The organism is Caballeronia sp. EK (assembly GCF_014384845.1).
GTDB lineage: Bacteria > Pseudomonadota > Gammaproteobacteria > Burkholderiales > Burkholderiaceae > Caballeronia > Caballeronia jiangsuensis.
Map to the genome: position 1 here is coordinate 59,257 of NZ_JACSUE010000023.1, position 22,609 is coordinate 81,865.

Below are 22,609 nucleotides of genomic sequence, written 5' to 3' on the forward strand. Positions count from 1 at the left end.
GATCTTACCGTGTCGAAACTTCCGAGCTCGGAGTCTCGGATTGCGAGTGCTGGAGCGCACTGGATGCCGGGGACGGATCAGCCGGTTCTGTCGGCTTCGCGTCGAGCGCTGCCGCGATCTGCGCGCGCGTGCGGACAAACTCCTTCTCGAAATCGAACGTCCGGCGCGCCGTGGACATCGCCATCAGCACGCTCGCGCCGCCCTGCCCTGCATCTTTGAGCCAGAACCAGAGCCGGCGTTCGCGGACGTAGAACATCGAGAAAATCCCGACGACCAGCAGAAGGCTGCCAAGATACACCAGATTTTTACCCGGCGCGCGCGTCAGTTGGAATACCGAAGCTTGCACCTGCTTGAAGTTGTCCAGTTGCAGAAAGACGGGCGAACCGTACAGAAAGCTATCGGAAAGCGCGTTGATGGATGACTGGACGAACGCGGAGTTCTTTTCATCCACTTTAGCGTCGGGCTGGCCGTTTTGCTCTCGGGAAATCTGCCATACGTCCCACATCGCGCCTTCGAGCATGCGCATCAGGAGGCCCGCCGCTTTTTCCTGCTCGCCCTTCGGCACCGAACGGTCGATGAACGTCGCGATGCTCTGGAAACCGCCAATCATCTGCGGATTCGTCGTCGCCTTGCCCGTTTCGTCGACGCCCGCGAAGAGATTCAGCACGCGAACCGCGCTTTCTTCCAGATGCTTCTGCAGCTCGCCGTTTTCCTGCGGAACCGAGCGCAGCGCAAACCGGTGCGCGGCTTCGGCACGCGTCGCGGGCGTGGCGAGCGCGGCGCGCAAGTCCATCCACTGTTTCATCGTGCCCTGTTCGTCGGCGGGAATGCGCAGGTAGCGGAACGGATCGTTCGGGCTCACGCGCATGCCCGCGAGGAACATGCGCTGGCCGCTCACGTCGACCGGCAGCATGTAGTTGCTGTACTCGCGCGCCTGGCCGTCCGTGCCGCGCACCTTGTATTGCACCGATGGCCCGATATTGCGCAGATCCGTCGGCTTCGAGGTTTTCGCTCCGGAGCCGAGACGCTCGTCGAACGCGTCGCGCAGCGTTTCGGTCTTGCCGACGCCGCGTGCGTCCGGCGCGCCGCTGCCGTCGGTCATGTTCTCGACGTTGATCGCGCGGAAATCCGTGAACTCGACGGTTTCACCCTGCGCGCCGGTGAACTGCGTGCCGATCGGCGACGTGCCGCCGATCGTGCCGTTGAAAGGCGAGGTCTTCGCGCTGCCGCCGGTCATCGGCCATGCGGTCATTTCGAGCTTCGAGCCGCCGTCCTGGAAACTCGACTGATAGATCGAGATGCCGTCGTACGTGAACGGCTTGTTCACTTCGACGCGCGCCGGAATGCGCTTGCCCGTCTTGTGATCGATCACGACGATATCGCTCGCGAAGAGCTTCGGCATGCCGGTCGAGTAGTAATCGACGATGAACTTGTTCAACTGAATCGAAAACGGCAGATCCTGGATGATCGAGCCGTCCTGCTGATTCAGGATCGCCGTGCCGACGTTCTGCCCTTCCGGCACCCACGCGTAGCCGCGGAACGTCGGGTTCGACGTCGAAAGACGATGCTCGGGTGGAATGTCGTTGATGACGGCGTTGCTGACGATCGGCGTCTTGTTGAACATCCACATCTGCAATTTGATGGGCAGATTGCTGTCGAGCAGCCCGCCGATGCAGATCACCACAATTGCGACGTGCGCCGAGATATAGCCGATCTTCGTCATCGCGCCGCGCTTGGCGGTGATGAGCGTCGCGCCGTTGTCGGTCTCGCGCGTCTTGAAGCGGTAGCCCATCTTCGCGGCGAGCCGCTCGAGCGTCGCGGCTGTCTGCGCGCGATTCGTCGATACCGCGAACTCGCCCTTGTGATGGAACGCGCGCAGGCCGCCTTCATGCACGCGATCCTTCCAGCTCTTGAGGTCCGCGATCATCTTCGGGCTGTTGCGCACGACGCACAACGACACCGAGATCACGAGGAAGATCAGGATGAGCATGAACCACCACGCGCTGTACACGTTGTAGAGGCTCACGCCGCGGAAGATGTCGGCCCAGAACGGACCGAACTGATTCACGTAGTTGGGATACGGGTCTTCTTGCGTGAGCACCGTACCGATGATGCTCGCGATCGCCAGAATGACCAGCAACGCGATGGCGAAGCGCATCGAACTGACGAGTTCGACGAAATGCCTGATGGCCCGACGGCTCGACTTCGACTGCAAACCCGATGTGGTGACGCTCATTCAAACTCCGACTGGACAGCAAAAAAGGGTGGAGACGCTGGCGGTCTCATCGACCGACGTCCCACCCTTTTCTTGTTCTCGCGCCGGTCTTCTCGGATCTGCCCGGGACCGGCTTCGTAGTATGGGCGACTCCGGCGTGTGCCGCCGGGAACCGCTGGACGCTGACTGCTTGACGCTTAATGCAACCCGGCGATGTAGTCGGCAACCGCCTTCATCTCCGCTTCGTTCAGGCGCGAGGAAATCTGGTGCATCGGCTCGCTGTTGGCGCGTTGTCCCGATGCGAAGGCGTTCAACTGCGCCACCGTGTAATCGCCCCACTGCCATGACAGCCGCGGATACTGCACCGGGATACCCATGCCGGTCGCGCCGTGGCAGGCGGCGCACGCCGGCACGCCCTTGTCCGCGATGCCGCCACGGTAAATCTTTTGACCCAGCGTGACGTCGTTCTTGTCGCGCGCGAAGTTGGGCTTGGCCTTCTGCGACGCGAAGTACGCCGCGACGTTCACCATGTCCTGATCCGACAGCGCGCCCGCAATGCCCGCCATGATCGGATTGTTGCGCGCCGGCGCCTTCGCGTCCGGCTGCGTCTTGTAATCCTTCAATTGCTTGACGATGTATTCGGCGTGCTGGCCAGCGAGCTTCGGAAACGCGGCGCCGGCGCTGTTGCCGTCCGCTGCGTGACACGCCGCACACACCTGCGTCGCGATGGCCTGCCCGCGCGCCGCATCCGGCTTCGCCGCTTGCGCGGGCTCCGCCGCGTTCACTGACATCGCTACTGCTAGACCACTCAAACCCGCACCGAAAGCCGCCGCTGCCCGAATCACCACCAGAGACCTGTACAGTCGGTTCATTCGCGTACCCTGTTTTTCGTCTTGTGAGAATGTGAGGTTCTGCAAAAAACGACGGCGACCGATTATCGCCGCAAGATACCCGAACTCACTGAACGAAGAGGCTCAAAAAGTGCCCCGAAAACTGTCTCGCTCCTCTGTGGGTGCCGCCTGCGGCTTGGGTCTTGCGTGCCCGTGCTGGTCTTTAAAAATCCGTCGTATTGTACAATAACCCGCTACACGCAAAGACGCCAGTCGGGGCATGCCCAGTATTTGCCGGGTTCTCAAGGCTTGAAGTTTTCGCAGCTCTTTCGATTGGGCCCGCCATGTCATTTCTGCTTCACCAATCCCGCTTCTTCACGACCGTCAATCATCTCCGCGATCTGCCGCCCACGCCGCAGCCCGAAATCGCGTTCGGGGGACGCTCGAACGCGGGAAAATCGACGGCCATAAATATTCTGTGCAACCAGAAGCGGCTCGCATTCGCCAGCAAAACGCCGGGACGCACGCAGCATATCAACTATTTCTCGGTCGGGCCGGAAGCCGCGCCGACCGGCTATCTCGTCGATCTCCCGGGTTACGGTTACGCCGAAGTGCCGGGAGCGGCGAAGGAACACTGGCAGCGTCTGCTGTCGACTTATCTCCAAAGTCGCGCGCAACTGCGCGGCATGATCCTGATGATGGATTCGCGCCGCCCGCTGACGGACCTCGATCGCATCATGATCGACTGGTTCGCGCCGACCGGAAAGCCGATTCACACGCTGCTCACGAAATGCGACAAATTGACGCGACAGGAAATGACCAACGCCCTGCGCGCGACGAAGAAATCGCTGGGTGAATACAAGGATGCAGGCTATCGCGGCGAGCTCACCGTGCAGCTCTTCTCCGCACTCAAGCGCACGGGACTGGAAGAAGCGCACGAGCAGATCGAAAGCTGGCTGATGCCCGCGGAAGCCGGCGAGAACGCGTCAGAAGACGCAGCCGAGTGAGCCGTCGCGCGCACGCGCCGGCATGAAAAAAACCCGCCGCATGACGGCGGGTTAACAGCCTAATCGAACATCGACAGGCACCCGCTCAGGGAGGAGAAGCGGGGAGTCCGGCGGCAAGCGCCTCGCTCGATCGGTATGATATACCATTGTCTCAAAACGGTTTCAGACGCGTCCAAGTGCTTGTTCGGCAAGGATTTACGCATTTCTGAAGCCGTTTTCGATCGCCCCGAAGACCACTCCAAATTCGAGTCAAGACATGAGCTTCTATCCCCACCATCGCCCGCGCCGGATGCGCCGCGATGACTTCTCGCGCCGTCTGATGCGCGAAAACCTCCTCACGACCAACGACCTCATTTATCCGGTGTTCATCGTCGAAGGCGCGAATGTGCGGCAAGCGGTGCCGTCGATGCCCGGCGTCGAGCGCACGTCTGTCGATCTGTTGATGAAAGTCGCCGAACAGTGCGTGGAACTGGGTGTGCCGGTGCTGTCGCTGTTTCCGGCGATCGAGCCGTCGCTCAAGACTCCGGATGGCCGCGAAGCCACGAACCCCGAAGGTCTCATTCCGCGCGCAGTGCGCGAGCTGAAAAAGAACTTCCCGATGCTCGGCGTGCTGACCGACGTCGCGCTCGATCCGTACACGAGCCACGGCCAGGATGGCGTGCTCGACGAGGAAGGCTACGTGAAGAACGACGAAACGAGCGAGATCCTTGTCGAGCAGGCGCGCGTGCAGGCAGAAGCGGGCGTGGATGTCGTCGCGCCGTCGGACATGATGGACGGCCGCATCGGCGCGATCCGCGAGATGCTCGAAAGCGAGAGCCACATTCATACGCGCATCATGGCGTACGCGGCGAAGTACGCGTCGGCGTTCTACGGTCCGTTCCGCGATGCAGTCGGCTCGGCCGCGAATCTCGGCAAGAGCAACAAGATGACTTATCAGATGGACCCGGCGAACTCCGATGAAGCAATGCGCGAAGTGCGCATGGACATCGAGGAAGGCGCGGACATGGTGATGGTCAAGCCCGGCATGCCGTATCTCGACATCGTGCGCCGCGTGAAGGACGAATTCCGCTTCCCGACATACGCGTATCAAGTCAGCGGTGAGTACGCGATGATCAAGGCCGCCTCGCAAAACGGCTGGATCGATCACGACAAGGTGATGATGGAAGCGCTGCTCGCGTTCAAGCGTGCGGGCGCGGACGGCGTGCTGACGTACTTTGCGCTGGATGCGGCGCGCATTCTGCGGGCGTCGAAGTAACGCTTCCTGCTGGCGATGTGAAGAGGGCGATGCTCGATGCATCGCCCTTTCTTTTTTATCCGTTCGACGGCCCGACCCGGTCGAGGCTCTTCAGGAAAGTATCGGCTGATTCGTACCCGACCACGCGCGCGACTTCGTTGCCTTGCGCATCGAAGAAGATGATGCCCGGCGGCCCGAAAAGCTTGAAGCGCTTGAGCAGCGCCTGATCGTCGGCGTTGTTGGCGGTCACGTCTGCGCGCAGAAGATTCAGTTGCGCGAGCCGCGCCTGCACGCGGGCATCGGAGAAAGTCAGCTTCTCCATTTCCTTGCAGGACACGCACCAATCGGCGTAGAAGTCGAGCATCGCAGGACGCGCGGCGGCTTTCACCGCCGAGTCCAGTTCCGCCGACGAACGCACTGGCGCGAACGTCGGTCCTTCCGCTTGTGCATTCGTAGCCGCGGACGACGCGCCTCGGGAAGCGAGGATCGCGAGCGGGCGCAGCGGATCCGTGGAACCCGCAGCCAGGCCGACGAGCAATGTCGCCGCCCAGATAGCGAACGCCGCTGCGAGACCGCGTCCGAGTCGCTTCCAGACCCCGACAGCCGTCGATGTGCCCGATGAGAACAATCCGAGCGATGCTGCCGCGATCAACAGCCACAGCGCAGCGAGCAGCATCTGCGCGACGCCGCCGATAACCGGCCACACGATCCACAGCGCGGCCGCGAGCAGGACCACGCCGAAAAACACCTTCACGCCGTCCATCCACGCGCCGGCGCGAGGCAGGATCGATCCCGCGCCCAGGCCGATGATCAAAAGCGGCACGCCCAGTCCGATGCCCATCGCGAAGAGCGCCGCGCCGCCGAGCACGGCGTTGCCGGTATGCGCGATGAACGCGAGCACCGCGAACAGCGGCGCCGTCATGCACGCACCGACGACGAGCGCGGATAACGCGCCCATCACCGCGACCGCAGCGAACTTGCCCCCACTGCGCTTCTGCGAAGCCTCGTTCACCCCGCTTTGCCAGCGTTCAGGCAACTTGATGTCGACGCCCGAAATCAGCGCGACGGCGAACGCCGCGAGCAGCAGACCAAACGCTCCGAGCACCCACGGGTTCTGCAGCCACGCGCCGAGGCTCTGTCCGATCAGCGCGGCAACGATACCGAGCACCGTATAAACGAGCGCCATGCCAATCACATACGAAACCGACAGCGCAAATCCGCGCGAACGCGTCACGCGCGCACCTTCTCCGACGATGATCGCGGACAATATCGGGATCATCGGATACGAACACGGCAAAAGGCTCAGCACCATGCCGGCAAGAAAATACATGCCGACGACCGCGAAGAAGCCACCGCCTTCGAGCATGGACTGCGCGTAGTCGGCGCTGGTCACGCGCTCGAACCATGAACTCCCGGTGTCCGGCATCACGGCGCCCGCCGCTTGCAGCGCGTCGCCCTTCACGCGATAGGTCTTCTCCATCGGCGGATAGCAGATGCCCTGATCCGCGCATCCCTGCGACGTCACCGCGAGCTCGAATGGCCCCTTCGCCTGCGTGACGGGAATGCGGATGTGCAGCTCGCCGCGATAGGTTTCGACGTCCTTGTTGAACGTCTGATCGAAGTGGACTTTGCCTGCCGGCAGTTGCGCGGCGCCGATGGTCGCATCGCCGCTCTTCACCGCGAACGCGAAGCGCTCACGGTACATGTAGTAGCCGTCGGCGATCTTGTAGCGCACGTCCACTTCGCCGGGCTTTTCCGACGCACTGAATTTGAACGCGACATCGGGATCGAGGAAATCGTCGGCTGCGCGCGCGGCGCCCGACAGCAGTGCCAACGCTGCGAGAAGCAGGAACGCGCCGAAGAATCGCCGCGAGAAAAGACGGGAAAACTCACACATGAAGAGGACGCTGCGTTTCTGCGTTGACCCATTGACCATAGCCCGGCGATGCATTCACCTGCCAGACGAGGATTTCGGGTGTCTCGTACGGATGTCGAGCCTCGACGAAGCGCTGCAATTCTTCGCTGCGCGCGATGCTCGTCTTGAACAACAATTGCACTTCCTGCGACGACTCCAGCACGCCCTTCCAGTGGTACTGCGAGGTCACCGCACCCAGGCTCGTCACGCAGGCGGCGAGCCGCGCGTCCAGTGCCGCTTGCGCGAGCACATCGGCCGCGGCGGCGTCGGGCAGCGTGGAAAGCATCAAAACGACGGGGACATTCACGCGGATACTCCGGAAAAACGGCAGGCCAATTGCATATCGTAGCATCGGCGACCGACACACACTTTTACGCGTCAGCGCGCTGAAACGTCGCAGGCAGAAAGCAAAAAGGCCAAGCTTTGAGCCTGGCCTTTCTGTGAACAACTGGAAACGGAATTTATTCCGCTTCTTGCACTTCTTCCGTCTCTTCGACTTCCGGGCGATCCATCAATTGGACCAGCGCCATCGGAGCGTTGTCGCCGACGCGGAAACCGAACTTCAGGATGCTGAGGTAGCCACCCGGACGGCTCGCGTAACGCGGGCCGAGGACGTCGAACAGCTTCGCGACGGAATCACGATCGCGCAGGCGGTTGAACGCCAGACGGCGGTTCGCGAGCGACGGCTTCTTGCCGAGCGTGATGAGGGGCTCAACGACCTTGCGCAGTTCCTTGGCCTTCGGCAGCGTCGTCTTGATGACTTCGTGCTCGATGAGCGAATTCGACATATTGCGGAGCATTGCCAGACGATGGCTGCTCGTGCGGTTCAGTTTCCGCAGACCATGCTTATGACGCATTTTCAGTTCCTTTAACGAGTTTTGATCCAGCTCTTCTATTGCGCTCTACATCAGCGCACGGGCCGGTCGAAAATAAAGCAAGACGCGGATTTTAAAGCAGAATCCGCGTCTTTGCAAAGCTACGCAGCGACTTCGACTGTTACTTGTCGAGACCAGCCGGCGGCCAGTTTTCGAGCTTCATACCAAGCGTCAGACCACGCGAAGCCAGCACTTCCTTGATTTCGTTCAGCGACTTGCGACCCAGGTTCGGCGTCTTCAGCAGCTCGTTTTCCGTGCGCTGGATCAGATCGCCGATGTAGTAGATGTTCTCGGCCTTAAGGCAGTTCGCTGAACGCACCGTGAGTTCGAGGTCATCCACCGGACGCAGCAGGATCGGATCGATCTGCGGCGCGCGCGACGGCGCTTCCGCTGCCGCTTCCGTGCCTTCGAGCGCTGCAAACACCGACAACTGATCGACCAGAATACGCGCCGACTGACGGATCGCTTCCTCCGGCGAAATCACGCCGTTGGTCTCGATGTTCATCACGAGCTTGTCGAGGTCGGTACGTTGTTCGACACGCGCGCTTTCGACGGCGTAGCTCACGCGGCGAACCGGCGAGAACGACGCATCCAGCACGATGCGGCCGATGATTTTCGCCGAATCTTCACCGTAACGACGCACGTTGCCCGGCACATAGCCGCGGCCCTTTTCGATCTTGATCTGAACGTCGAGCTTGCCGCCCTTCGACAGGTGCGCGACCACGTGTTCCGGGTTGATGACCTCGCAGTCGTGCGCGAGTTCGATATCGCCGGCCGTGACGAGTCCTTCGCCTTCCTTGCGCAGCGTCACCGTGACTTCATCGCGGTTGTGCAGCTTGAAAACGACGCCCTTCAAGTTCAACAGCAGGTTGACCACATCCTCTTGCACACCATCGAGCGTCGAATATTCATGCACGACGCCTGCGATCGTCACTTCGGTCGGCGCATAGCCGATCATCGACGACAGCAGCACGCGCCGAAGCGCGTTACCCAAGGTGTGGCCATAGCCGCGTTCGAACGGCTCCATAACCACCTTCGCATGGTTTTCACCAAGCGATTCAACAGCAATGATCTTGGGCTTCAACAAACTGGTTTGCATAGGTTTTCCTTTTCAATACCCTCGGCTCGTTACACCGATAAGGCTGACCGGTAACAACCTGAAAATAAACAGCCGAGGCCACCCCTTGCCACGAGCAATCAGGCTCCCCGGCTGTCAATCCATTACCGCCGCGATTAACGCGAATACAATTCGACGATCAGGCTTTCGTTGATGTCGCCAGCGATATCGCTACGCTCGGGCATCGACTTGAACGTGCCTTCGAATTTCTTCGCGTCGACCGACACCCAGCTCGGCATTCCGCCTTGCTCGGCCAGCGACAGGGCTTCGACGATACGAGCCTGCTTGCGCGACTGCTCGCGCACGGACACGACGTCGCCCGATTTCACCTGCATCGACGGGATGTTCACGACCTGGCCGTTCACAACGATCGACTTGTGGCTCACGAGCTGACGCGCTTCGGCGCGCGTCGAGCCGAAGCCCATGCGATAGACCACGTTGTCGAGACGCGACTCGAGCAACTGCAGCAGGTTTTCGCCCGTCGGGCCCTTGCGGCGATCGGCTTCAGCGAAGTAGCGGCGGAACTGACGCTCCAGCACACCGTAGATACGCTTCACTTTCTGCTTCTCGCGCAACTGGGTGCCGTAGTCGGACGTACGCGCGCCCGAGGTGCGGCCGTGTTGGCCGGGCTTGCTGTCGAGCTTGCACTTGTCGGCGAGCGAGCGGCGCGCGCTCTTCAGGAACAGATCAGTGCCTTCACGGCGGGACAGCTTTGCTTTGGGACCGGTATAGCGTGCCACTTTGCATCCTTAAATATTGATCACGCACACTTTCGTCTGCGCTAGTCCGAACCCTTGGGGTCGAACGGTGGGCTTAGTCAAAACTTCATAACGCACGAAACCCGCCGATACTTGCGCATCGACAGGAAACATGCGGTCGCGTCGTCGACTTTAGATACGACGGCGCTTCGGCGGACGGCAGCCGTTGTGCGGGACCGGCGTCACGTCGGAGATCGCGGTGATCTTGATGCCAAGACCATGCAGCGCGCGCACCGCCGATTCACGGCCAGGACCGGGGCCCTTGATCCGCACTTCGAGGTTCTTCACGCCGTATTCCAATGCCACGCGTCCAGCCGATTCGGCTGCGACCTGAGCTGCAAACGGCGTCGATTTACGCGAGCCCTTGAAGCCCTGACCACCCGAGGTCGCCCATGCCAGCGCGTTACCTTGACGGTCAGTGATCGTGATAATGGTGTTGTTGAACGACGCGTGAACGTGAACCACGCCCTCGGCGACGTTCTTCTTGACCTTCTTGCGAACGCGTTGCGCCGCGGAGTTGTTCGAAGCCTTAGCCATTACGTTTTCCTGTAACTGTCAGTTCCGCTTACTTCTTCAGCGATTGCGCTGCACGACGCGGACCCTTGCGCGTACGGGCATTCGTGCGCGTACGCTGGCCACGCAGGGGCAAGCCCTTGCGATGGCGCATGCCGCGGTAGCAACCCAAGTCCATCAGGCGCTTGATATTCATCGTCACTTCACGGCGCAGGTCGCCTTCGACGATGAACTTACCCACTTCGTCACGCAGCTTTTCGAGGTCTGCGTCAGTGAGGTCCTTGACCTTCTTCGAAAATTCCACACCAGCTGCCGTGCAAATGCCGCGGGAACGCGTGCGACCGATGCCGAAGATTGCCGTCAGGCCGATCTCGGTATGCTGGTGATTCGGGATGTTAACCCCTGCGATACGAGCCATTGTTTTTCCTCAAACAAAAAGCGCAAGCAAAAGCGCGGCGTTCAGCCTTGACGCTGTTTGTGGCGCGGATCAGAGCTGCAAATCACGCGCACAACGCCCTTGCGCTTGATGATCTTGCAATTGCGGCAAATGCGCTTAACCGATGCCATCACTTTCATGATATTACCCTTTTTTCAAATCACTTCGCCCGGAACACGATCCGTGCACGAGACAGATCGTAAGGCGTCAATTCAACCGTAACCTTGTCGCCCGGCAGGATGCGGATGTAGTGCATCCGCATCTTTCCGGAAATATGCCCCAGGACGACATGGCCATTTTCCAATTTCACCCGGAAAGTAGCGTTGGGAAGGTTTTCGATGACCTCACCCTGCATCTGGATAACATCGTCTTTGGCCATAGTCCTTATTAACGCGTCGGGACGTTGCCACCCTTGAAGTTTGCCTTCTTGAGCAGCGATTCATATTGTTGCGACATAACGTACGACTGCACCTGAGCCATGAAGTCCATCGTGACGACGACAATGATCAGCAGCGACGTTCCACCAAAATAAAACGGCACGTTCCAGCGCAACACCAGAAACTCAGGCAGCAGGCACACGAATACGATGTAGATCGCACCAGCCAGCGTAAGACGCGTGAGGATGCGGTCGATATATCGTGCAGTCTGATCGCCCGGACGGATACCCGGAACGAAAGCACCGCTCTTCTTCAAGTTGTCGGCAGTTTCCCGGCTGTTGAACACCAGTGCGGTGTAAAAGAAGCAGAAGAACACGATCGCCAACGCATACAGCAGCACGTACACGGGTTGACCGGGCTTAAGCGCCTCGGCCACGTTGTGTAGCGTGTTTGCGAACCAGTTGGTCCGCGTACCCGAGCTGAACCAGTTCAGGATGGTTGCCGGGAAGAGAATGATCGACGACGCGAAGATCGGCGGAATCACACCCGACATGTTCAACTTCAGCGGCAGATGAGACGACTGTCCGCCGTAAATCTTGTTACCGACCTGGCGCTTCGCGTAGTTCACGAGGATCTTGCGCTGACCGCGTTCGATGAACACGACCAGATACGTGACCGCCGCGATCAACACGACGATGATGATCGCCGAGATGATGCTCATCGAACCGGTGCGAACCAGCTCGAACAGACCACCGATTGCGTTCGGGAAGCCCGCCGCGATACCACCGAAGATGATGATCGAGATGCCGTTGCCGAGACCGCGCTCCGTGATCTGCTCACCGAGCCACATCAGGAACATCGTGCCCGTCACCAGCGTGACGACCGTCGTCAGCCGGAACACCATGCCGGGGTCCAGAACCAGAGCCGGCTGGTTTTCCAGCGCGACCGCGATGCCGAACGCCTGGAAGGTCGCCAGAACCACCGTGAAGATACGCGTGTACTGCGTGATCTTCCGTTGTCCCGCCTGCCCTTCCTTCTTCAACGCCTCCATCTGCGGCGACACGATCGACAGCAACTGCATGATGATCGACGCCGAAATGTAGGGCATGATGCCCAGCGCAAAGATCGTGAATCGCGACAGCGCGCCACCCGAGAACATGTTGAACATGCCGAGGATGCCGCCAGACTGGCTTTGAAACAGCTTGGCCAGTTGATCCGGATCGATGCCGGGTACCGGAATATGCGCACCAATGCGGTAGACGATCAACGCCAGCAGCAGGAATACTGCACGCCGACGCAGATCGCCGAATTTCGCCGCGCTTCGACCGGTTTTTGCGAGACTCGGGCTGTTAGCCAAGTACCTTCTCCGATGCTAGTGCTAGTAACGGCGAAAGCGCGTTACTCGGCGAACGAGCCGCCAGCGGCTTCGATTGCCTCGCGGGCGCCCTTCGTTGCCGTCAGGCCCTTCACCGTGACCTTGCGCGTAAGCTCGCCGGTCTTGATGATCTTTGCGCTCTTGATGAGTTCGCCGACCAGACCCGCTTGCTTCAGCGCCAACAGATCGATTTCGTCGACCGGCAGCTTTTCGAGATCAGACAGGCGCACTTCACCGACGAATTCCTTCGTCAGCGAGGTGAAGCCACGCTTCGGCAGACGACGCTGCAGAGGCATCTGACCGCCTTCGAAACCGACTTTGTGAAAGCCGCCCGAACGCGATTTCTGACCCTTGTGGCCGCGGCCAGCGGTCTTGCCGAGGCCCGAACCGATACCGCGACCGACGCGACGCTTTGCGTGCTTCGCGCCTTCTGCCGGCTTCAGGTTATTCAATTCCATGTTCAACTCCTTGGATCCGTGGGTCGCGCTTAAGCGATGACCTTAACGAGGTACGAGACCTTGTTGATCATCCCGCGCACTGCCGGCGTGTCCTGCAACTCGGAGACCGAGTTGAGGCGGCGCAGGCCGAGGCCACGCACCGTTGCGCGGTGCGTTTCGCGAGTCCCGATCAGGCTCTTGACGAGCTGAACCTTGACAGTTTTATCAGACATGGTGCCCACCTTAGCCCAGAATGTCTTCGACGGACTTCCCACGCTTCGCCGCGATGTCGGCCGGGGTCGACTGCTTGCGCAGACCGTCCAGCGTTGCGCGAACGAGGTTGTACGGGTTCGTCGAACCGTGGCTCTTGGCCACAACGTTTTGCACGCCCATCACGTCGAACACTGCGCGCATCGGGCCGCCAGCGATCACGCCGGTACCGTCCTTCGCCGGAGCGAGGAGAACCGCCGAGGCGCCATGCTTACCGTGCACTTCGTGTTGCAGCGTGCCGTTCTTCAGGGGCACCTTGAACATGTTGCGGCGGGCCTGTTCCATTGCCTTTTGAACGGCAACCGGAACTTCTTTGGCCTTGCCCTTGCCCATGCCGATCCGGCCATCACCGTCGCCAACCACGGTCAGTGCGGCGAAGCCGAGAATACGGCCACCCTTCACGACCTTGGTCACGCGGTTGACCGAAATCATCTTTTCGCGCAGGCCGTCGTCGCGTTCGTCAGCCTGAACTTTCGCTTGCATCTTTGCCATGACGAATTCTTCCCTTAGAACTTGAGCCCGGCTTCACGCGCCGCATCAGCCAGCGCCTTCACGCGGCCGTGGTAGCGGAAACCCGAGCGGTCAAAGGCGACGGATTCGATGCCGGCAGCCTTGGCCTTTTCGGCGATACGCTTGCCGATCAGGGTCGCAGCGTTGACGTTGCCGCCCTTGCCCGACTTGTCGGCGAGTTCAGCGCGCACTTCAGCTTCGAGCGTCGAGGCGCTTGCCACGACTTTCGTACCGCACGCCGAGAACACTTGCGCGTAGATATGCGTATTCGTGCGATGCACGGCCAGACGCGGAACCTGCAGCTCAGCGATCTTGATACGCGTCTGACGAGCGCGGCGCAGGCGAGATTGAGTCTTATCCATGATTGCGCACCCTTACTTCTTCTTCGTTTCTTTGAGGATCACGACCTCGTCGGAATAGCGCACGCCTTTGCCCTTGTACGGCTCAGGCGGACGATAGCCGCGCACTTCTGCTGCGGTCTGTCCGACTTTCTGCTTGTCGATCCCCTTGATCACGATTTCGGTTTGCGACGGAGTTTCAGCCTTGACGCCTTCCGGCATCTGGTGCACCACGGGGTGCGAGAAACCCAGCGACAGGTTCAGCTTGTCGCCTTGCGCTTGCGCACGATACCCAACGCCAACCAGCGTCAGCTTGCGCTCGAAACCCTTGGTGACGCCCTGCACCATGTTCGCCACCAGGGCGCGCATCGTGCCGGACATCGCGTTTGCTTCGCGGCTTTCGTCGGCCGGAGCGAGCTTCAACGTGCCGTTGTCGTTCGTCACGGTCACCAGCTTGTTAGCCGGTTGCGAAATCGTACCGAGCGGGCCCTTAACGGTGATGACGTCGCTCTTGATGGCCACTTCCGCGCCTTGCGGCAGCGAGATCGGGCTTTTACCTACTCGAGACATGTTTCTTCTCCTTAGGCGTTAAGCGACGTAGCAGATGACTTCGCCGCCGACGCCGTTCTGGCGCGCCTTGCGGTCGGTCATCACACCCTTCGGCGTCGACACGATGGCAACGCCGAGGCCGTTCATGACCTGCGGAATGTCGTTGCGACCGCGGTACACGCGCAGGCCAGGCTTCGAAACGCGCTCGAGGCGCTCGATCACCGGACGGCCAGCGTAGTACTTCAACGCGATATTCAATTCGATCTTCGCGCCTTCAGCCTTCACTGCGAAGTCGTCGATATAACCTTCGTCCTTCAAAACCTGCGCAATCGCAACCTTGACTTTCGACGAGGGCATAGTCACCGAAACCTTCTCGACCATCTGCGCGTTGCGGATGCGAGTCAGCATATCGGCGATAGGATCACTCATGCTCATTTATGTTTCTCCTATTACCAGCTCGCCTTGGTCAGGCCAGGGATTTCGCCGCGGAAAGCGATTTCACGAATCTTGCCGCGCGCGAGTCCAAACTTGCGGAACGTGCCACGCGGACGACCCGTGATCGCGCAGCGGTTACGCTTGCGAGTGGGGTTCGAGTTACGCGGCAGTTGTTGCAGCGCCAGACGCGCGAAGTAACGCTCTTCGTCCGACTTGCTTGCGTCATCGATCACAGCCTTCAGCTCAGCACGCTTCGGAGCGTACTTGGCTGCCAGGCGCGCGCGCTTCTTTTCACGTTCGATCAGTGCCAGTTTAGCCACGGTAACCTCAGTTTCTGAACGGGAACTTGAAGCCGGCGAGCAGCGCCTTTGCTTCGTCGTCAGTCTTCGCGGTAGTCGTGATGCTGATGTTCAGCCCACGCAGCGCGTCGATCTTGTCGTAGTCGATTTCGGGGAAAATGATCTGCTCTTTCACACCGATGTTGTAGTTGCCACGACCGTCGAATGCACGGCCCGACACGCCACGGAAGTCACGCACACGGGGGAGCGCAACCGTCACGAAACGGTCGAGGAATTCGTACATCGCTTGGCCGCGCAGCGTGACCATCGCGCCGATCGGGTAGCCTTGACGAATCTTGAAGCCTGCGATCGCCTTGCGCGCCTTCGTGATAACCGGCTTCTGGCCAGCGATCTTCGTCAGGTCGCCCACGGCGTTTTCGATGATCTTCTTGTCAGCGACGGCTTCGCCAAGGCCCATGTTCAGGGTGATCTTGGTGATGCGTGGCACTTCCATGACAGACTTGTAGCCGAACTTTTCGACGAGTTGCGGCACAACCTTTTCTTTATAAATCTCTTGCAGACGAGCCATTTTTTAACTCCGCGTCAGGCGTTAAGCGTGGCGCCGGTCGACTTCAAGAAGCGAACCTTCTTGCCGTCTTCGACCTTGATGCCCACACGCGATGCCTTGCCATTCGCGTCGACCAATGCGACGTTCGAAATATGCAGCGGCATCGTTTTGGCTTCCACACCGCCCGTCGTACCCTTCATCGGGTTCGGCTTCACGTGCTTCTTGACGAGGTTGATGCCCTCGACCGTCACACGATCTTCCGCAACGACCAGCACGGTACCGCGCTTGCCCTTGTCCTTGCCGGTGATGACGATGACTTCGTCACCCTTGCGAATCTTGTTCATCGCGACTCCTTACAGCACTTCCGGCGCGAGCGAAACGATCTTCATGAATCGTTCGCTACGCAGTTCACGCGTAACCGGCCCGAAAATACGCGTGCCGATCGGCTCGAGCTTGGTATTCAACAAAACGGCGGCATTGCCGTCGAACTTGATGAGCGAGCCATCCTGGCGACGCACGCCCTTGGCCGTACGAACGACCACGGCGTTGTAAATTTCGCCCTTTTTCACGCGTCCGCGCGGCGTCGCTTCCTTGACGGTCACCTTGATGATGTCGCCAATGCTAGCGTAACGACGCTTCGAACCGCCGAGCACCTTGATGCACATGACTTCACGCGCACCCGTGTTGTCGGCCACTTCAAGCCGAGTTTCGGTCTGGATCATGGTTTATCTTTCCCAACTTAATCCGGTAGCACCACCATGGCACAGCCGGTCAGTCTTGGTCCCGTCAGCCAACTGGCTGCTTGGGTTAGAACAGGCAGCGAGGGCAGACGAAACCCGCCATCGCAATCCGGTGAATCTGTCGACTCAGGCTGGCGCCCGAACCGGCTTCCCCCACCAGTTTCGCCCGCGACGGGGCTCCCACAAAGAGGGAAGACCGAGATTATAACAAATAATCTCGGTCTCGCAAGCGAAACTTACTGCGACACGATTTACTACTGCATCGCGGTACTACAACTTCTGCTTCAGATCACGCGAGCCGCTTCAACCAGCTTCGACACAACCCAGGCTTTCGTCTTCGAAATCGGACGGGTTTCCTGGATTTCGACGAGATCGCCTTCGTTGTACGTGTTCGCGTCGTCATGCGCGTGGTACTTCTTCGAACGCACGACGTACTTGCCGTAGATCGGATGCTTCACGCGGTGCTCGACCAGAACGGTGACCGTCTTGTCCATCTTGTTGCTGACGACCTTGCCGACCAGCGTCCGCTTGAGCGAGGTTTTTACGCTATCGTTCATTTCTGGTTCGCCTTCTCAGTCAGGACTGTGCGCACACGTGCGATGTCGCGACGGACCTTCTTCAGCTGGCTCGTGTTCGTGAGCTGCTGGGTCGCGAGTTGCATACGCAAGCCGAATTGCGCCTTCAGCAGGTCCGACAGCTCTTTGTTGAGCGCGGCCTGGTCTTTCTGGTGAAGTTCAGATGCCTTCATCATTTACTCCTTAGGCGCCGAGCTGACGTACGACGAAGTTCGTCTTGAGCGGCAGTTTGGCTGCAGCCAGACGGAACGCTTCGCGCGCCAGTTCTTCGGAGACGCCGTCCATTTCGTACAGCATCTTGCCCGGTTGAATTTCAGCGACGTAGTACTCCGGGTTACCCTTACCGTTACCCATACGCACTTCGGCCGGCTTCTGCGAAATCGGCTTGTCCGGGAAAATACGGATCCAGATCCGGCCACCACGCTTGATGTGACGCGTCATTGCACGACGCGCCGCTTCGATTTGACGCGCGGTCAAACGGCCGCGACCGATAGCCTTCAGACCGTATTCACCGAACGACACCGCGTTGCCGCGCGTCGCCTTACCAGTGTTACGACCTTTCTGCTCTTTGCGATACTTTCTGCGTTTCGGTTGCAGCATCGTTATTCTCCAGTCTTCGCGTCACCGCCAGCGCGACGGGGTGCACCACGACGAGCACCAGCCGGAGCGCCTTCACCATCACGACGCGGACGGCGATCGCCACCCGGACGTGCGTTGCGGCGCGGACGCTTTTCTTCCGCCACTTCTTCAACCACCGGCGCTTCGTTGCGGCCCAGGGTGTCGCCCTTGTAGACCCACACCTTCACGCCGATGATGCCGTACGTGGTCTTCGCTTCCGACGTCGCGTAATCGATATCCGCACGCAGCGTATGGAGGGGCACGCGACCTTCGCGATACCACTCGGTACGAGCGATTTCGATACCGTTCAGACGGCCCGCGCTCATGATCTTGATGCCCTGGGCGCCAAGACGCATTGCGTTCTGCATCGCGCGCTTCATCGCGCGGCGGAACATGATCCGGCGCTCGAGCTGCTGCGTGATGGAGTCAGCGATCAGCTGAGCATCCGTTTCCGGCTTGCGGATCTCTTCGATGTTGACGTGAACCGGAACGCCCATGCGCTTCTGCAGTTCAGCCTTCAGCGATTCGATGTCTTCGCCCTTCTTGCCGATGACGACGCCCGGACGCGAGCTGTAAATCGTGATGCGCGCGTTCTTCGCCGGACGCTCGATGACGACTCGACCGACCGAAGCGTTCTTCAGCTTCTTCTTCAGGTACTCACGAACACCGATGTCTTCCTGCAACATCGCCGCGAAATTGTTGTTGTTCGCATACCAGCGCGAAGCCCAATTGCGGCTGACGGCCAAACGGAAGCCAGTCGGATGAATTTTCTGTCCCATCGTATGGCTCCTTAATTCCCGACCGTCACAGTGATGTGACAGGATTGCTTCTCGATGCGGTTACCGCGACCCTTAGCGCGTGCGGTGAAACGCTTCAGCGAAGCAGCCTTGTCGACGTAGATGCTCGTGATCTTGAGCTCGTCGATATCGGCGCCTTCGTTGTGTTCCGCATTCGCGATCGCAGACAGCACGACCTTCTTGACGATACCCGCCGCCTTCTTCGGCGAGAACGTCAGGACGTTCAGCGCCTTGTCGACCGGCAAACCACGAATCTGGTCAGCCACAAGGCGCGTTTTCTGCGCCGAGATGCGGGCACCGCGATGAATTGCTTTCACTTCCATCTTGATAGCCCCTTATTTCTTGGCCTTCTTGTCGGCCGCGTGACCCTTGAACGTACGGGTCAGTGCGAACTCGCCAAGCTTGTGGCCGACCATGTTTTCCGTGACATACACCGGAACGTGCTGACGGCCGTTGTGAACAGCGATCGTCAGGCCGATGAAATCCGGCAGAATCGTCGAGCGACGCGACCAGGTCTTGATCGGCTTCTTGTCGCGCGTAGCTGCTGCCGACTCAACTTTCTTCAGCAAATGAGCGTCGCAGAACGGACCTTTTTTAGCAGAACGTGTCATTGCCTACTCCTTAACGCTTGTGACGGCGCTGGACGATCATCGTCGTCGTGCGCTTGTTGCTGCGGGTGCGATAACCCTTCGTCGGCGTGCCCCACGGGCTCACCGGATCGCGACCTGCAGCCGTCTTGCCTTCACCACCGCCGTGCGGGTGATCGACCGGGTTCATTGCAACACCACGCACCGTCGGACGGATACCGCGCCAGCGGTTTGCGCCGGCCTTACCGATTTGACGCAGGCTGTGCTCTTCGTTGCCCACTTCACCGATGGTCGCGCGGCACTCGACGTGCACGCGGCGGATTTCGCCCGAACGCAGACGCACTTGAGCGTAGACGCCTTCGCGAGCCAGCAGCATTGCCGACGTACCAGCCGAACGCGCGATTTGCGCGCCCTTGCCCGGCAGCATTTCGATGCAGTGGATCGTCGTACCGACCGGAATGTTGCGGATCGGCAGCGTGTTGCCTGCCTTGATCGGCGCTTCCGAACCCGACATCAGCGGCGTACCAACCGTCACGCCCTTCGGCGCGATGATGTAGCGACGCTCGCCGTCTGCGTACAGAACCAGCGCGATGTTCGCGCTACGGTTCGGGTCGTACTCGAGACGCTCGACCTTTGCCGGAATGCCGTCCTTGTTGCGACGGAAGTCGACGATACGATAGTGCTGCTTGTGACCACCACCCTGGTGACGCGTGGTGATACGGCCGTTGTTGTTACGGCCCGCCGACTTGGATTGCGAGTCGAGCAGCGCTGCGTACGGCGCGCCCTTATGCAGATCCTTGTTGACGATCTTGACCATCGCGCGGCGACCCGGCGAGGTCGGCTTAACTTTCACGATTGCCATGATTACTTGGCCTCCGCTTCAAAGTTGATTTCCTGGCCGGGCTTCAGGCAGACGTACGCCTTCTTCACGTCCTTGCGCTTGCCGTTGAAGCGGCCAAAGCGCTTGGCCTTGCCCTTCGTGACGAGCACGTTGACGGAATTGACTTCGACCTTGAACAGCAGCTCGACAGCAGCCTTAACTTCCTGCTTCGTGGCGTCCGGCGCGACTTCGAACACGACTTGCTCGTTCTTGTCGGCAACCAGCGTCGCCTTTTCGGAGATCACCGGAGCGAGCAGAACTTGCATCAAACGATGATCGTTTTTGCGAATTTCGCTCATGACAGCAACTCCTCGATCTGAGCGACCGCAGCCTTCGTGATCAGAATCTTCTTGAAGTAGATCAACGAGAGCGGGTCGGCGTAACGCGGCTCGACAACCGCCACATGGGCCAGGTTGCGCGACGCGAGGTACAGGTTCTCGTCGACCGTATCGGTAATCACCAACACGGATTCGAGACCCATCGCCTTGAATTTATCGGCCAACAGCTTGGTCTTCGGGGCTTCGAGCGCGAGGTCTTCGACCACCGCGATACGGCCTTCGCGAGCCAGCTGCGAGAAGATCGAGCAGAGACCTGCGCGATGCATCTTCTTGTTGACCTTGTGCGAGAAGTTTTCTTCCGGCGAGTTCGGGAAGATACGACCACCGCCACGCCACAACGGGCTCGACGACATACCGGCACGAGCACGGCCCGTACCCTTCTGACGCCACGGCTTCTTGGTGGTGTGCTTGACCTGCTCGCGGTCCTTCTGCGCGCGGTTGCCGCTACGTGCGTTCGCTTGATAAGCGACGACGATCTGGTGAATCAGGGCTTCGTTGTAATCGCGACCGAACACGACGTCCGATGCGTTCACGCCAGCGCCTTCCTGACCATTGGCATTCAGGAGCTTAAGTTCCATTATTTCGCTCCTTTCACAGCACGCGCCTTGACGGCCGGGGTCACGAAGACCTTGCCGCCCTTCGCACCCGGAACTGCACCGCGGACGAGCAGCAGATTGCGCTCAGCGTCGATGCGGGCGATTTCGAGATTTTGAACCGTAACGGTCTCGTCACCGAGGTGACCCGTCATGCGCTTACCAGGGAACACGCGACCCGGATCCTGCGCCATACCGATCGAACCCGGAACGTTGTGCGAACGCGAGTTACCGTGCGTCGCGCGACCCGAGGCGAAGTTGTAGCGCTTGATCGTGCCGGCATAACCCTTACCGATCGACGTGCCTTGCACATCGACCTTCTGGCCGACTTCGAAAATGTCCGTACCGATCACGGCGCCGTTCGACAGCTCACCTGCCTTGGCCGTATCGATATGGAATTCCTTGAGGATTTCACCGGCTTGAACACCGGCTTTGGCGAGGTGACCCGCCAGCGGCTTCGTCACGCGAGATGCGCGGCGAGCACCGAATGCAACCTGAACGGCGGTATAACCATCCGTTTCAACGGTCTTGATCTGCGTCACGCGGTTGTCCGACACGTCCAGCACGGTGACGGGGATCGAATCCCCTTCAGGCGTGAAGATACGGGTCATGCCAACCTTGCGACCTACGAGTCCAAGGCTCATCGTTTTCTCCATTCCCAACTGCGATTGGTCGGGGCTGATTTACAAATGCCGGCTTCGTTACGAGAAACTGGGTCGGCTTTCTTGCGTCTCTTTCGTGCGAATAGGCGCGAAAAGCCTTGGAGTATAACAAGGCTTTTCGAATCCCGCAAGCAATCAAAGACTTAGCATCTTCTAACGCACCTGCAGGCACGCCAGACAGCTTTCGGCACTTACTGCAGCTTGATCTCGACGTCGACGCCAGCGGGCAGATCGAGCTTCATCAGCGCGTCGACGGTCTTGTCCGTCGGATCGACGATGTCCATCAGGCGCTGGTGGGTACGGATTTCGAGCTGGTCGCGCGACGTCTTGTTGACGTGCGGCGAACGCAGGATGTCAAAACGCTGAATACGCGTCGGCAGCGGCACCGGACCACGGACGATCGCGCCAGTCCGCTTCGCGGTATCGACGATTTCGGCTGCCGATTGATCGATCAGGCGATAGTCGAAAGCCTTCAGACGAATACGGATTTTCTGGTTTTGCATGACAATTCCTTGAAAAGAGCGAGGCGGTATTGCACCGCACATCTGGCAAAAGAGCGTGGGACCGGACGCTCGCTGAGGGCGAGCGTCCGGTCCCTGTTTTTACAGCATTACTGCAACTTCAATCGAGCAAGCCCGATATCTTACTCGATAATCTTCGCCACGACACCGGCGCCGACGGTACGGCCGCCTTCGCGAATGGCGAAGCGCAGACCTTCTTCCATGGCGATCGGAGCGATCAGCTTCACCGTGATCGACACGTTGTCGCCCGGCATCACCATT

The 22,609-nt window shown here is 59.8% G+C and carries 35 protein-coding genes and 1 pseudogene; 2 read left to right on the forward strand and 34 right to left on the reverse strand.

Features of this window, described 5'->3' with window-relative positions; genetic code table 11:
* Nucleotides 1-4 precede the first annotated feature (4 nt).
* The gene (locus IAG25_RS37230) at nucleotides 5-2,236 is read right to left on the reverse strand and encodes a cytochrome c biogenesis protein ResB (RefSeq protein ID WP_187609320.1); all 2,232 of its coding nucleotides are present in this window, start codon (nucleotides 2,234-2,236) and stop codon (nucleotides 5-7) included.
* Nucleotides 2,237-2,412: 176 nt separating this feature from the next.
* Nucleotides 2,413-3,087: a c-type cytochrome gene (locus tag IAG25_RS37235; RefSeq protein ID WP_187609321.1), complete on the reverse strand. Its 675-nt coding sequence runs from the start codon at nucleotides 3,085-3,087 to the stop codon at nucleotides 2,413-2,415.
* Between the two features lie 302 nt (nucleotides 3,088-3,389).
* Between IAG25_RS37235 and yihA the strand changes: the two genes are divergently transcribed.
* Both yihA and hemB read left to right on the forward strand, forming a co-directional pair.
* On the forward strand, nucleotides 3,390-4,052 hold the full coding sequence (yihA, locus tag IAG25_RS37240; RefSeq protein WP_187609322.1) for a ribosome biogenesis GTP-binding protein YihA/YsxC: 663 nt from the start codon (nucleotides 3,390-3,392) through the stop codon (nucleotides 4,050-4,052).
* A gap of 256 nt (nucleotides 4,053-4,308) precedes the next feature.
* A complete protein-coding gene (hemB, locus tag IAG25_RS37245) occupies nucleotides 4,309-5,307 on the forward strand; it encodes a porphobilinogen synthase (RefSeq protein ID WP_187609323.1) in 999 nt (332 codons plus the stop codon).
* Between the two features lie 55 nt (nucleotides 5,308-5,362).
* Here the strand turns inward: hemB and dsbD are convergent, their stop codons facing one another.
* The 32 genes and pseudogenes from dsbD to IAG25_RS37405 all read right to left on the reverse strand — a co-directional run.
* Nucleotides 5,363-7,183: a protein-disulfide reductase DsbD gene (gene dsbD / locus IAG25_RS37250; protein ID WP_187609324.1), complete on the reverse strand. Its 1,821-nt coding sequence runs from the start codon at nucleotides 7,181-7,183 to the stop codon at nucleotides 5,363-5,365.
* Entirely contained in the window at nucleotides 7,176-7,508 is a 333-nt protein-coding gene (gene cutA, locus IAG25_RS37255) for a divalent-cation tolerance protein CutA (RefSeq protein ID WP_187609325.1), read from the reverse strand. Before cutA ends, dsbD begins: the two co-directional genes overlap by 8 nt.
* 154 nt (nucleotides 7,509-7,662) lie before the next feature.
* Nucleotides 7,663-8,058, reverse strand: coding sequence for a 50S ribosomal protein L17 (gene rplQ, locus IAG25_RS37260; protein WP_016346459.1), 396 nt, complete (start codon nucleotides 8,056-8,058; stop codon nucleotides 7,663-7,665).
* A gap of 139 nt (nucleotides 8,059-8,197) precedes the next feature.
* Nucleotides 8,198-9,175, reverse strand: a complete 978-nt coding sequence (locus tag IAG25_RS37265) for a DNA-directed RNA polymerase subunit alpha (RefSeq protein ID WP_035506743.1) — start codon at nucleotides 9,173-9,175, stop codon at nucleotides 8,198-8,200.
* A 134-nt stretch (nucleotides 9,176-9,309) separates the two neighbouring features.
* A complete protein-coding gene (gene rpsD / locus IAG25_RS37270; RefSeq protein ID WP_035506745.1) occupies nucleotides 9,310-9,933 on the reverse strand; it encodes a 30S ribosomal protein S4 in 624 nt (207 codons plus the stop codon).
* 150 nt (nucleotides 9,934-10,083) lie between these two features.
* Nucleotides 10,084-10,488: a 30S ribosomal protein S11 gene (rpsK, locus tag IAG25_RS37275; RefSeq protein ID WP_035506748.1), complete on the reverse strand. Its 405-nt coding sequence runs from the start codon at nucleotides 10,486-10,488 to the stop codon at nucleotides 10,084-10,086.
* 28 nt (nucleotides 10,489-10,516) lie between these two features.
* Nucleotides 10,517-10,882 (reverse strand): 30S ribosomal protein S13, encoded by a 366-nt coding sequence (gene rpsM / locus IAG25_RS37280; RefSeq protein ID WP_008344037.1) that lies wholly within the window; start codon nucleotides 10,880-10,882, stop codon nucleotides 10,517-10,519.
* Between the two features lie 41 nt (nucleotides 10,883-10,923).
* Nucleotides 10,924-11,040 carry a 50S ribosomal protein L36 gene (rpmJ, locus tag IAG25_RS37285; RefSeq protein ID WP_004199844.1) on the reverse strand — a complete coding sequence of 39 codons (117 nt, stop codon included), beginning with the start codon at nucleotides 11,038-11,040 and terminating at the stop codon, nucleotides 10,924-10,926.
* Nucleotides 11,041-11,060: 20 nt separating this feature from the next.
* A complete protein-coding gene (infA, locus tag IAG25_RS37290; protein ID WP_004521905.1) occupies nucleotides 11,061-11,279 on the reverse strand; it encodes a translation initiation factor IF-1 in 219 nt (72 codons plus the stop codon).
* A gap of 8 nt (nucleotides 11,280-11,287) precedes the next feature.
* Nucleotides 11,288-12,634, reverse strand: coding sequence for a preprotein translocase subunit SecY (secY, locus tag IAG25_RS37295; RefSeq protein WP_187609326.1), 1,347 nt, complete (start codon nucleotides 12,632-12,634; stop codon nucleotides 11,288-11,290).
* A 41-nt stretch (nucleotides 12,635-12,675) separates the two neighbouring features.
* Nucleotides 12,676-13,110: a 50S ribosomal protein L15 gene (gene rplO, locus IAG25_RS37300; RefSeq protein WP_187609327.1), complete on the reverse strand. Its 435-nt coding sequence runs from the start codon at nucleotides 13,108-13,110 to the stop codon at nucleotides 12,676-12,678.
* Between the two features lie 29 nt (nucleotides 13,111-13,139).
* Nucleotides 13,140-13,322 (reverse strand): 50S ribosomal protein L30, encoded by a 183-nt coding sequence (rpmD, locus tag IAG25_RS37305; RefSeq protein ID WP_187609328.1) that lies wholly within the window; start codon nucleotides 13,320-13,322, stop codon nucleotides 13,140-13,142.
* A 10-nt stretch (nucleotides 13,323-13,332) separates the two neighbouring features.
* Nucleotides 13,333-13,851 carry a 30S ribosomal protein S5 gene (gene rpsE / locus IAG25_RS37310; protein ID WP_008343875.1) on the reverse strand — a complete coding sequence of 173 codons (519 nt, stop codon included), beginning with the start codon at nucleotides 13,849-13,851 and terminating at the stop codon, nucleotides 13,333-13,335.
* A 14-nt stretch (nucleotides 13,852-13,865) separates the two neighbouring features.
* Nucleotides 13,866-14,231 (reverse strand): 50S ribosomal protein L18, encoded by a 366-nt coding sequence (rplR, locus tag IAG25_RS37315; protein WP_008343872.1) that lies wholly within the window; start codon nucleotides 14,229-14,231, stop codon nucleotides 13,866-13,868.
* A gap of 12 nt (nucleotides 14,232-14,243) precedes the next feature.
* Nucleotides 14,244-14,777 carry a 50S ribosomal protein L6 gene (gene rplF, locus IAG25_RS37320; RefSeq protein ID WP_187609329.1) on the reverse strand — a complete coding sequence of 178 codons (534 nt, stop codon included), beginning with the start codon at nucleotides 14,775-14,777 and terminating at the stop codon, nucleotides 14,244-14,246.
* Nucleotides 14,778-14,795: 18 nt separating this feature from the next.
* Nucleotides 14,796-15,191, reverse strand: a complete 396-nt coding sequence (gene rpsH, locus IAG25_RS37325) for a 30S ribosomal protein S8 (protein WP_035506756.1) — start codon at nucleotides 15,189-15,191, stop codon at nucleotides 14,796-14,798.
* Nucleotides 15,192-15,205: 14 nt separating this feature from the next.
* Nucleotides 15,206-15,511: a 30S ribosomal protein S14 gene (gene rpsN / locus IAG25_RS37330; RefSeq protein ID WP_016346471.1), complete on the reverse strand. Its 306-nt coding sequence runs from the start codon at nucleotides 15,509-15,511 to the stop codon at nucleotides 15,206-15,208.
* Between the two features lie 7 nt (nucleotides 15,512-15,518).
* Nucleotides 15,519-16,058 (reverse strand): 50S ribosomal protein L5, encoded by a 540-nt coding sequence (gene rplE / locus IAG25_RS37335; protein ID WP_016346472.1) that lies wholly within the window; start codon nucleotides 16,056-16,058, stop codon nucleotides 15,519-15,521.
* 14 nt (nucleotides 16,059-16,072) lie between these two features.
* Complete coding sequence (gene rplX, locus IAG25_RS37340; protein WP_035967607.1) at nucleotides 16,073-16,381, reverse strand: 50S ribosomal protein L24; 309 nt, start codon at nucleotides 16,379-16,381, stop codon at nucleotides 16,073-16,075.
* A 9-nt stretch (nucleotides 16,382-16,390) separates the two neighbouring features.
* Nucleotides 16,391-16,759: a 50S ribosomal protein L14 gene (rplN, locus tag IAG25_RS37345; RefSeq protein WP_006998478.1), complete on the reverse strand. Its 369-nt coding sequence runs from the start codon at nucleotides 16,757-16,759 to the stop codon at nucleotides 16,391-16,393.
* A gap of 302 nt (nucleotides 16,760-17,061) precedes the next feature.
* Nucleotides 17,062-17,334, reverse strand: coding sequence for a 30S ribosomal protein S17 (rpsQ, locus tag IAG25_RS37350; RefSeq protein ID WP_008343854.1), 273 nt, complete (start codon nucleotides 17,332-17,334; stop codon nucleotides 17,062-17,064).
* Nucleotides 17,331-17,525, reverse strand: coding sequence for a 50S ribosomal protein L29 (rpmC, locus tag IAG25_RS37355; RefSeq protein ID WP_007180130.1), 195 nt, complete (start codon nucleotides 17,523-17,525; stop codon nucleotides 17,331-17,333). The genes rpsQ and rpmC overlap by 4 nt, the downstream gene beginning before the upstream one ends.
* A gap of 10 nt (nucleotides 17,526-17,535) precedes the next feature.
* Nucleotides 17,536-17,952, reverse strand: a complete 417-nt coding sequence (gene rplP, locus IAG25_RS37360; RefSeq protein ID WP_008343852.1) for a 50S ribosomal protein L16 — start codon at nucleotides 17,950-17,952, stop codon at nucleotides 17,536-17,538.
* Nucleotides 17,953-17,954: 2 nt separating this feature from the next.
* Nucleotides 17,955-18,749, reverse strand: coding sequence for a 30S ribosomal protein S3 (gene rpsC, locus IAG25_RS37365; protein ID WP_035506762.1), 795 nt, complete (start codon nucleotides 18,747-18,749; stop codon nucleotides 17,955-17,957).
* An 11-nt stretch (nucleotides 18,750-18,760) separates the two neighbouring features.
* On the reverse strand, nucleotides 18,761-19,090 hold the full coding sequence (gene rplV, locus IAG25_RS37370; RefSeq protein WP_007730533.1) for a 50S ribosomal protein L22: 330 nt from the start codon (nucleotides 19,088-19,090) through the stop codon (nucleotides 18,761-18,763).
* Nucleotides 19,091-19,102: 12 nt separating this feature from the next.
* A complete protein-coding gene (gene rpsS / locus IAG25_RS37375; RefSeq protein WP_035506764.1) occupies nucleotides 19,103-19,378 on the reverse strand; it encodes a 30S ribosomal protein S19 in 276 nt (91 codons plus the stop codon).
* 10 nt (nucleotides 19,379-19,388) lie between these two features.
* Nucleotides 19,389-20,216, reverse strand: coding sequence for a 50S ribosomal protein L2 (gene rplB / locus IAG25_RS37380; protein ID WP_187609330.1), 828 nt, complete (start codon nucleotides 20,214-20,216; stop codon nucleotides 19,389-19,391).
* A gap of 2 nt (nucleotides 20,217-20,218) precedes the next feature.
* Entirely contained in the window at nucleotides 20,219-20,533 is a 315-nt protein-coding gene (gene rplW, locus IAG25_RS37385; protein WP_008343846.1) for a 50S ribosomal protein L23, read from the reverse strand.
* On the reverse strand, nucleotides 20,530-21,150 hold the full coding sequence (rplD, locus tag IAG25_RS37390) for a 50S ribosomal protein L4 (RefSeq protein ID WP_035506767.1): 621 nt from the start codon (nucleotides 21,148-21,150) through the stop codon (nucleotides 20,530-20,532). The genes rplW and rplD overlap by 4 nt, the downstream gene beginning before the upstream one ends.
* Nucleotides 21,150-21,809: a 50S ribosomal protein L3 gene (rplC, locus tag IAG25_RS37395; RefSeq protein ID WP_035506792.1), complete on the reverse strand. Its 660-nt coding sequence runs from the start codon at nucleotides 21,807-21,809 to the stop codon at nucleotides 21,150-21,152. The genes rplD and rplC overlap by 1 nt, the downstream gene beginning before the upstream one ends.
* Nucleotides 21,810-22,018: 209 nt before the next feature.
* Nucleotides 22,019-22,330: a 30S ribosomal protein S10 gene (rpsJ, locus tag IAG25_RS37400; RefSeq protein WP_006998489.1), complete on the reverse strand. Its 312-nt coding sequence runs from the start codon at nucleotides 22,328-22,330 to the stop codon at nucleotides 22,019-22,021.
* Nucleotides 22,331-22,470: 140 nt separating this feature from the next.
* A pseudogene (locus IAG25_RS37405) lies at nucleotides 22,471-22,609 on the reverse strand (elongation factor Tu); the annotation flags it as partial.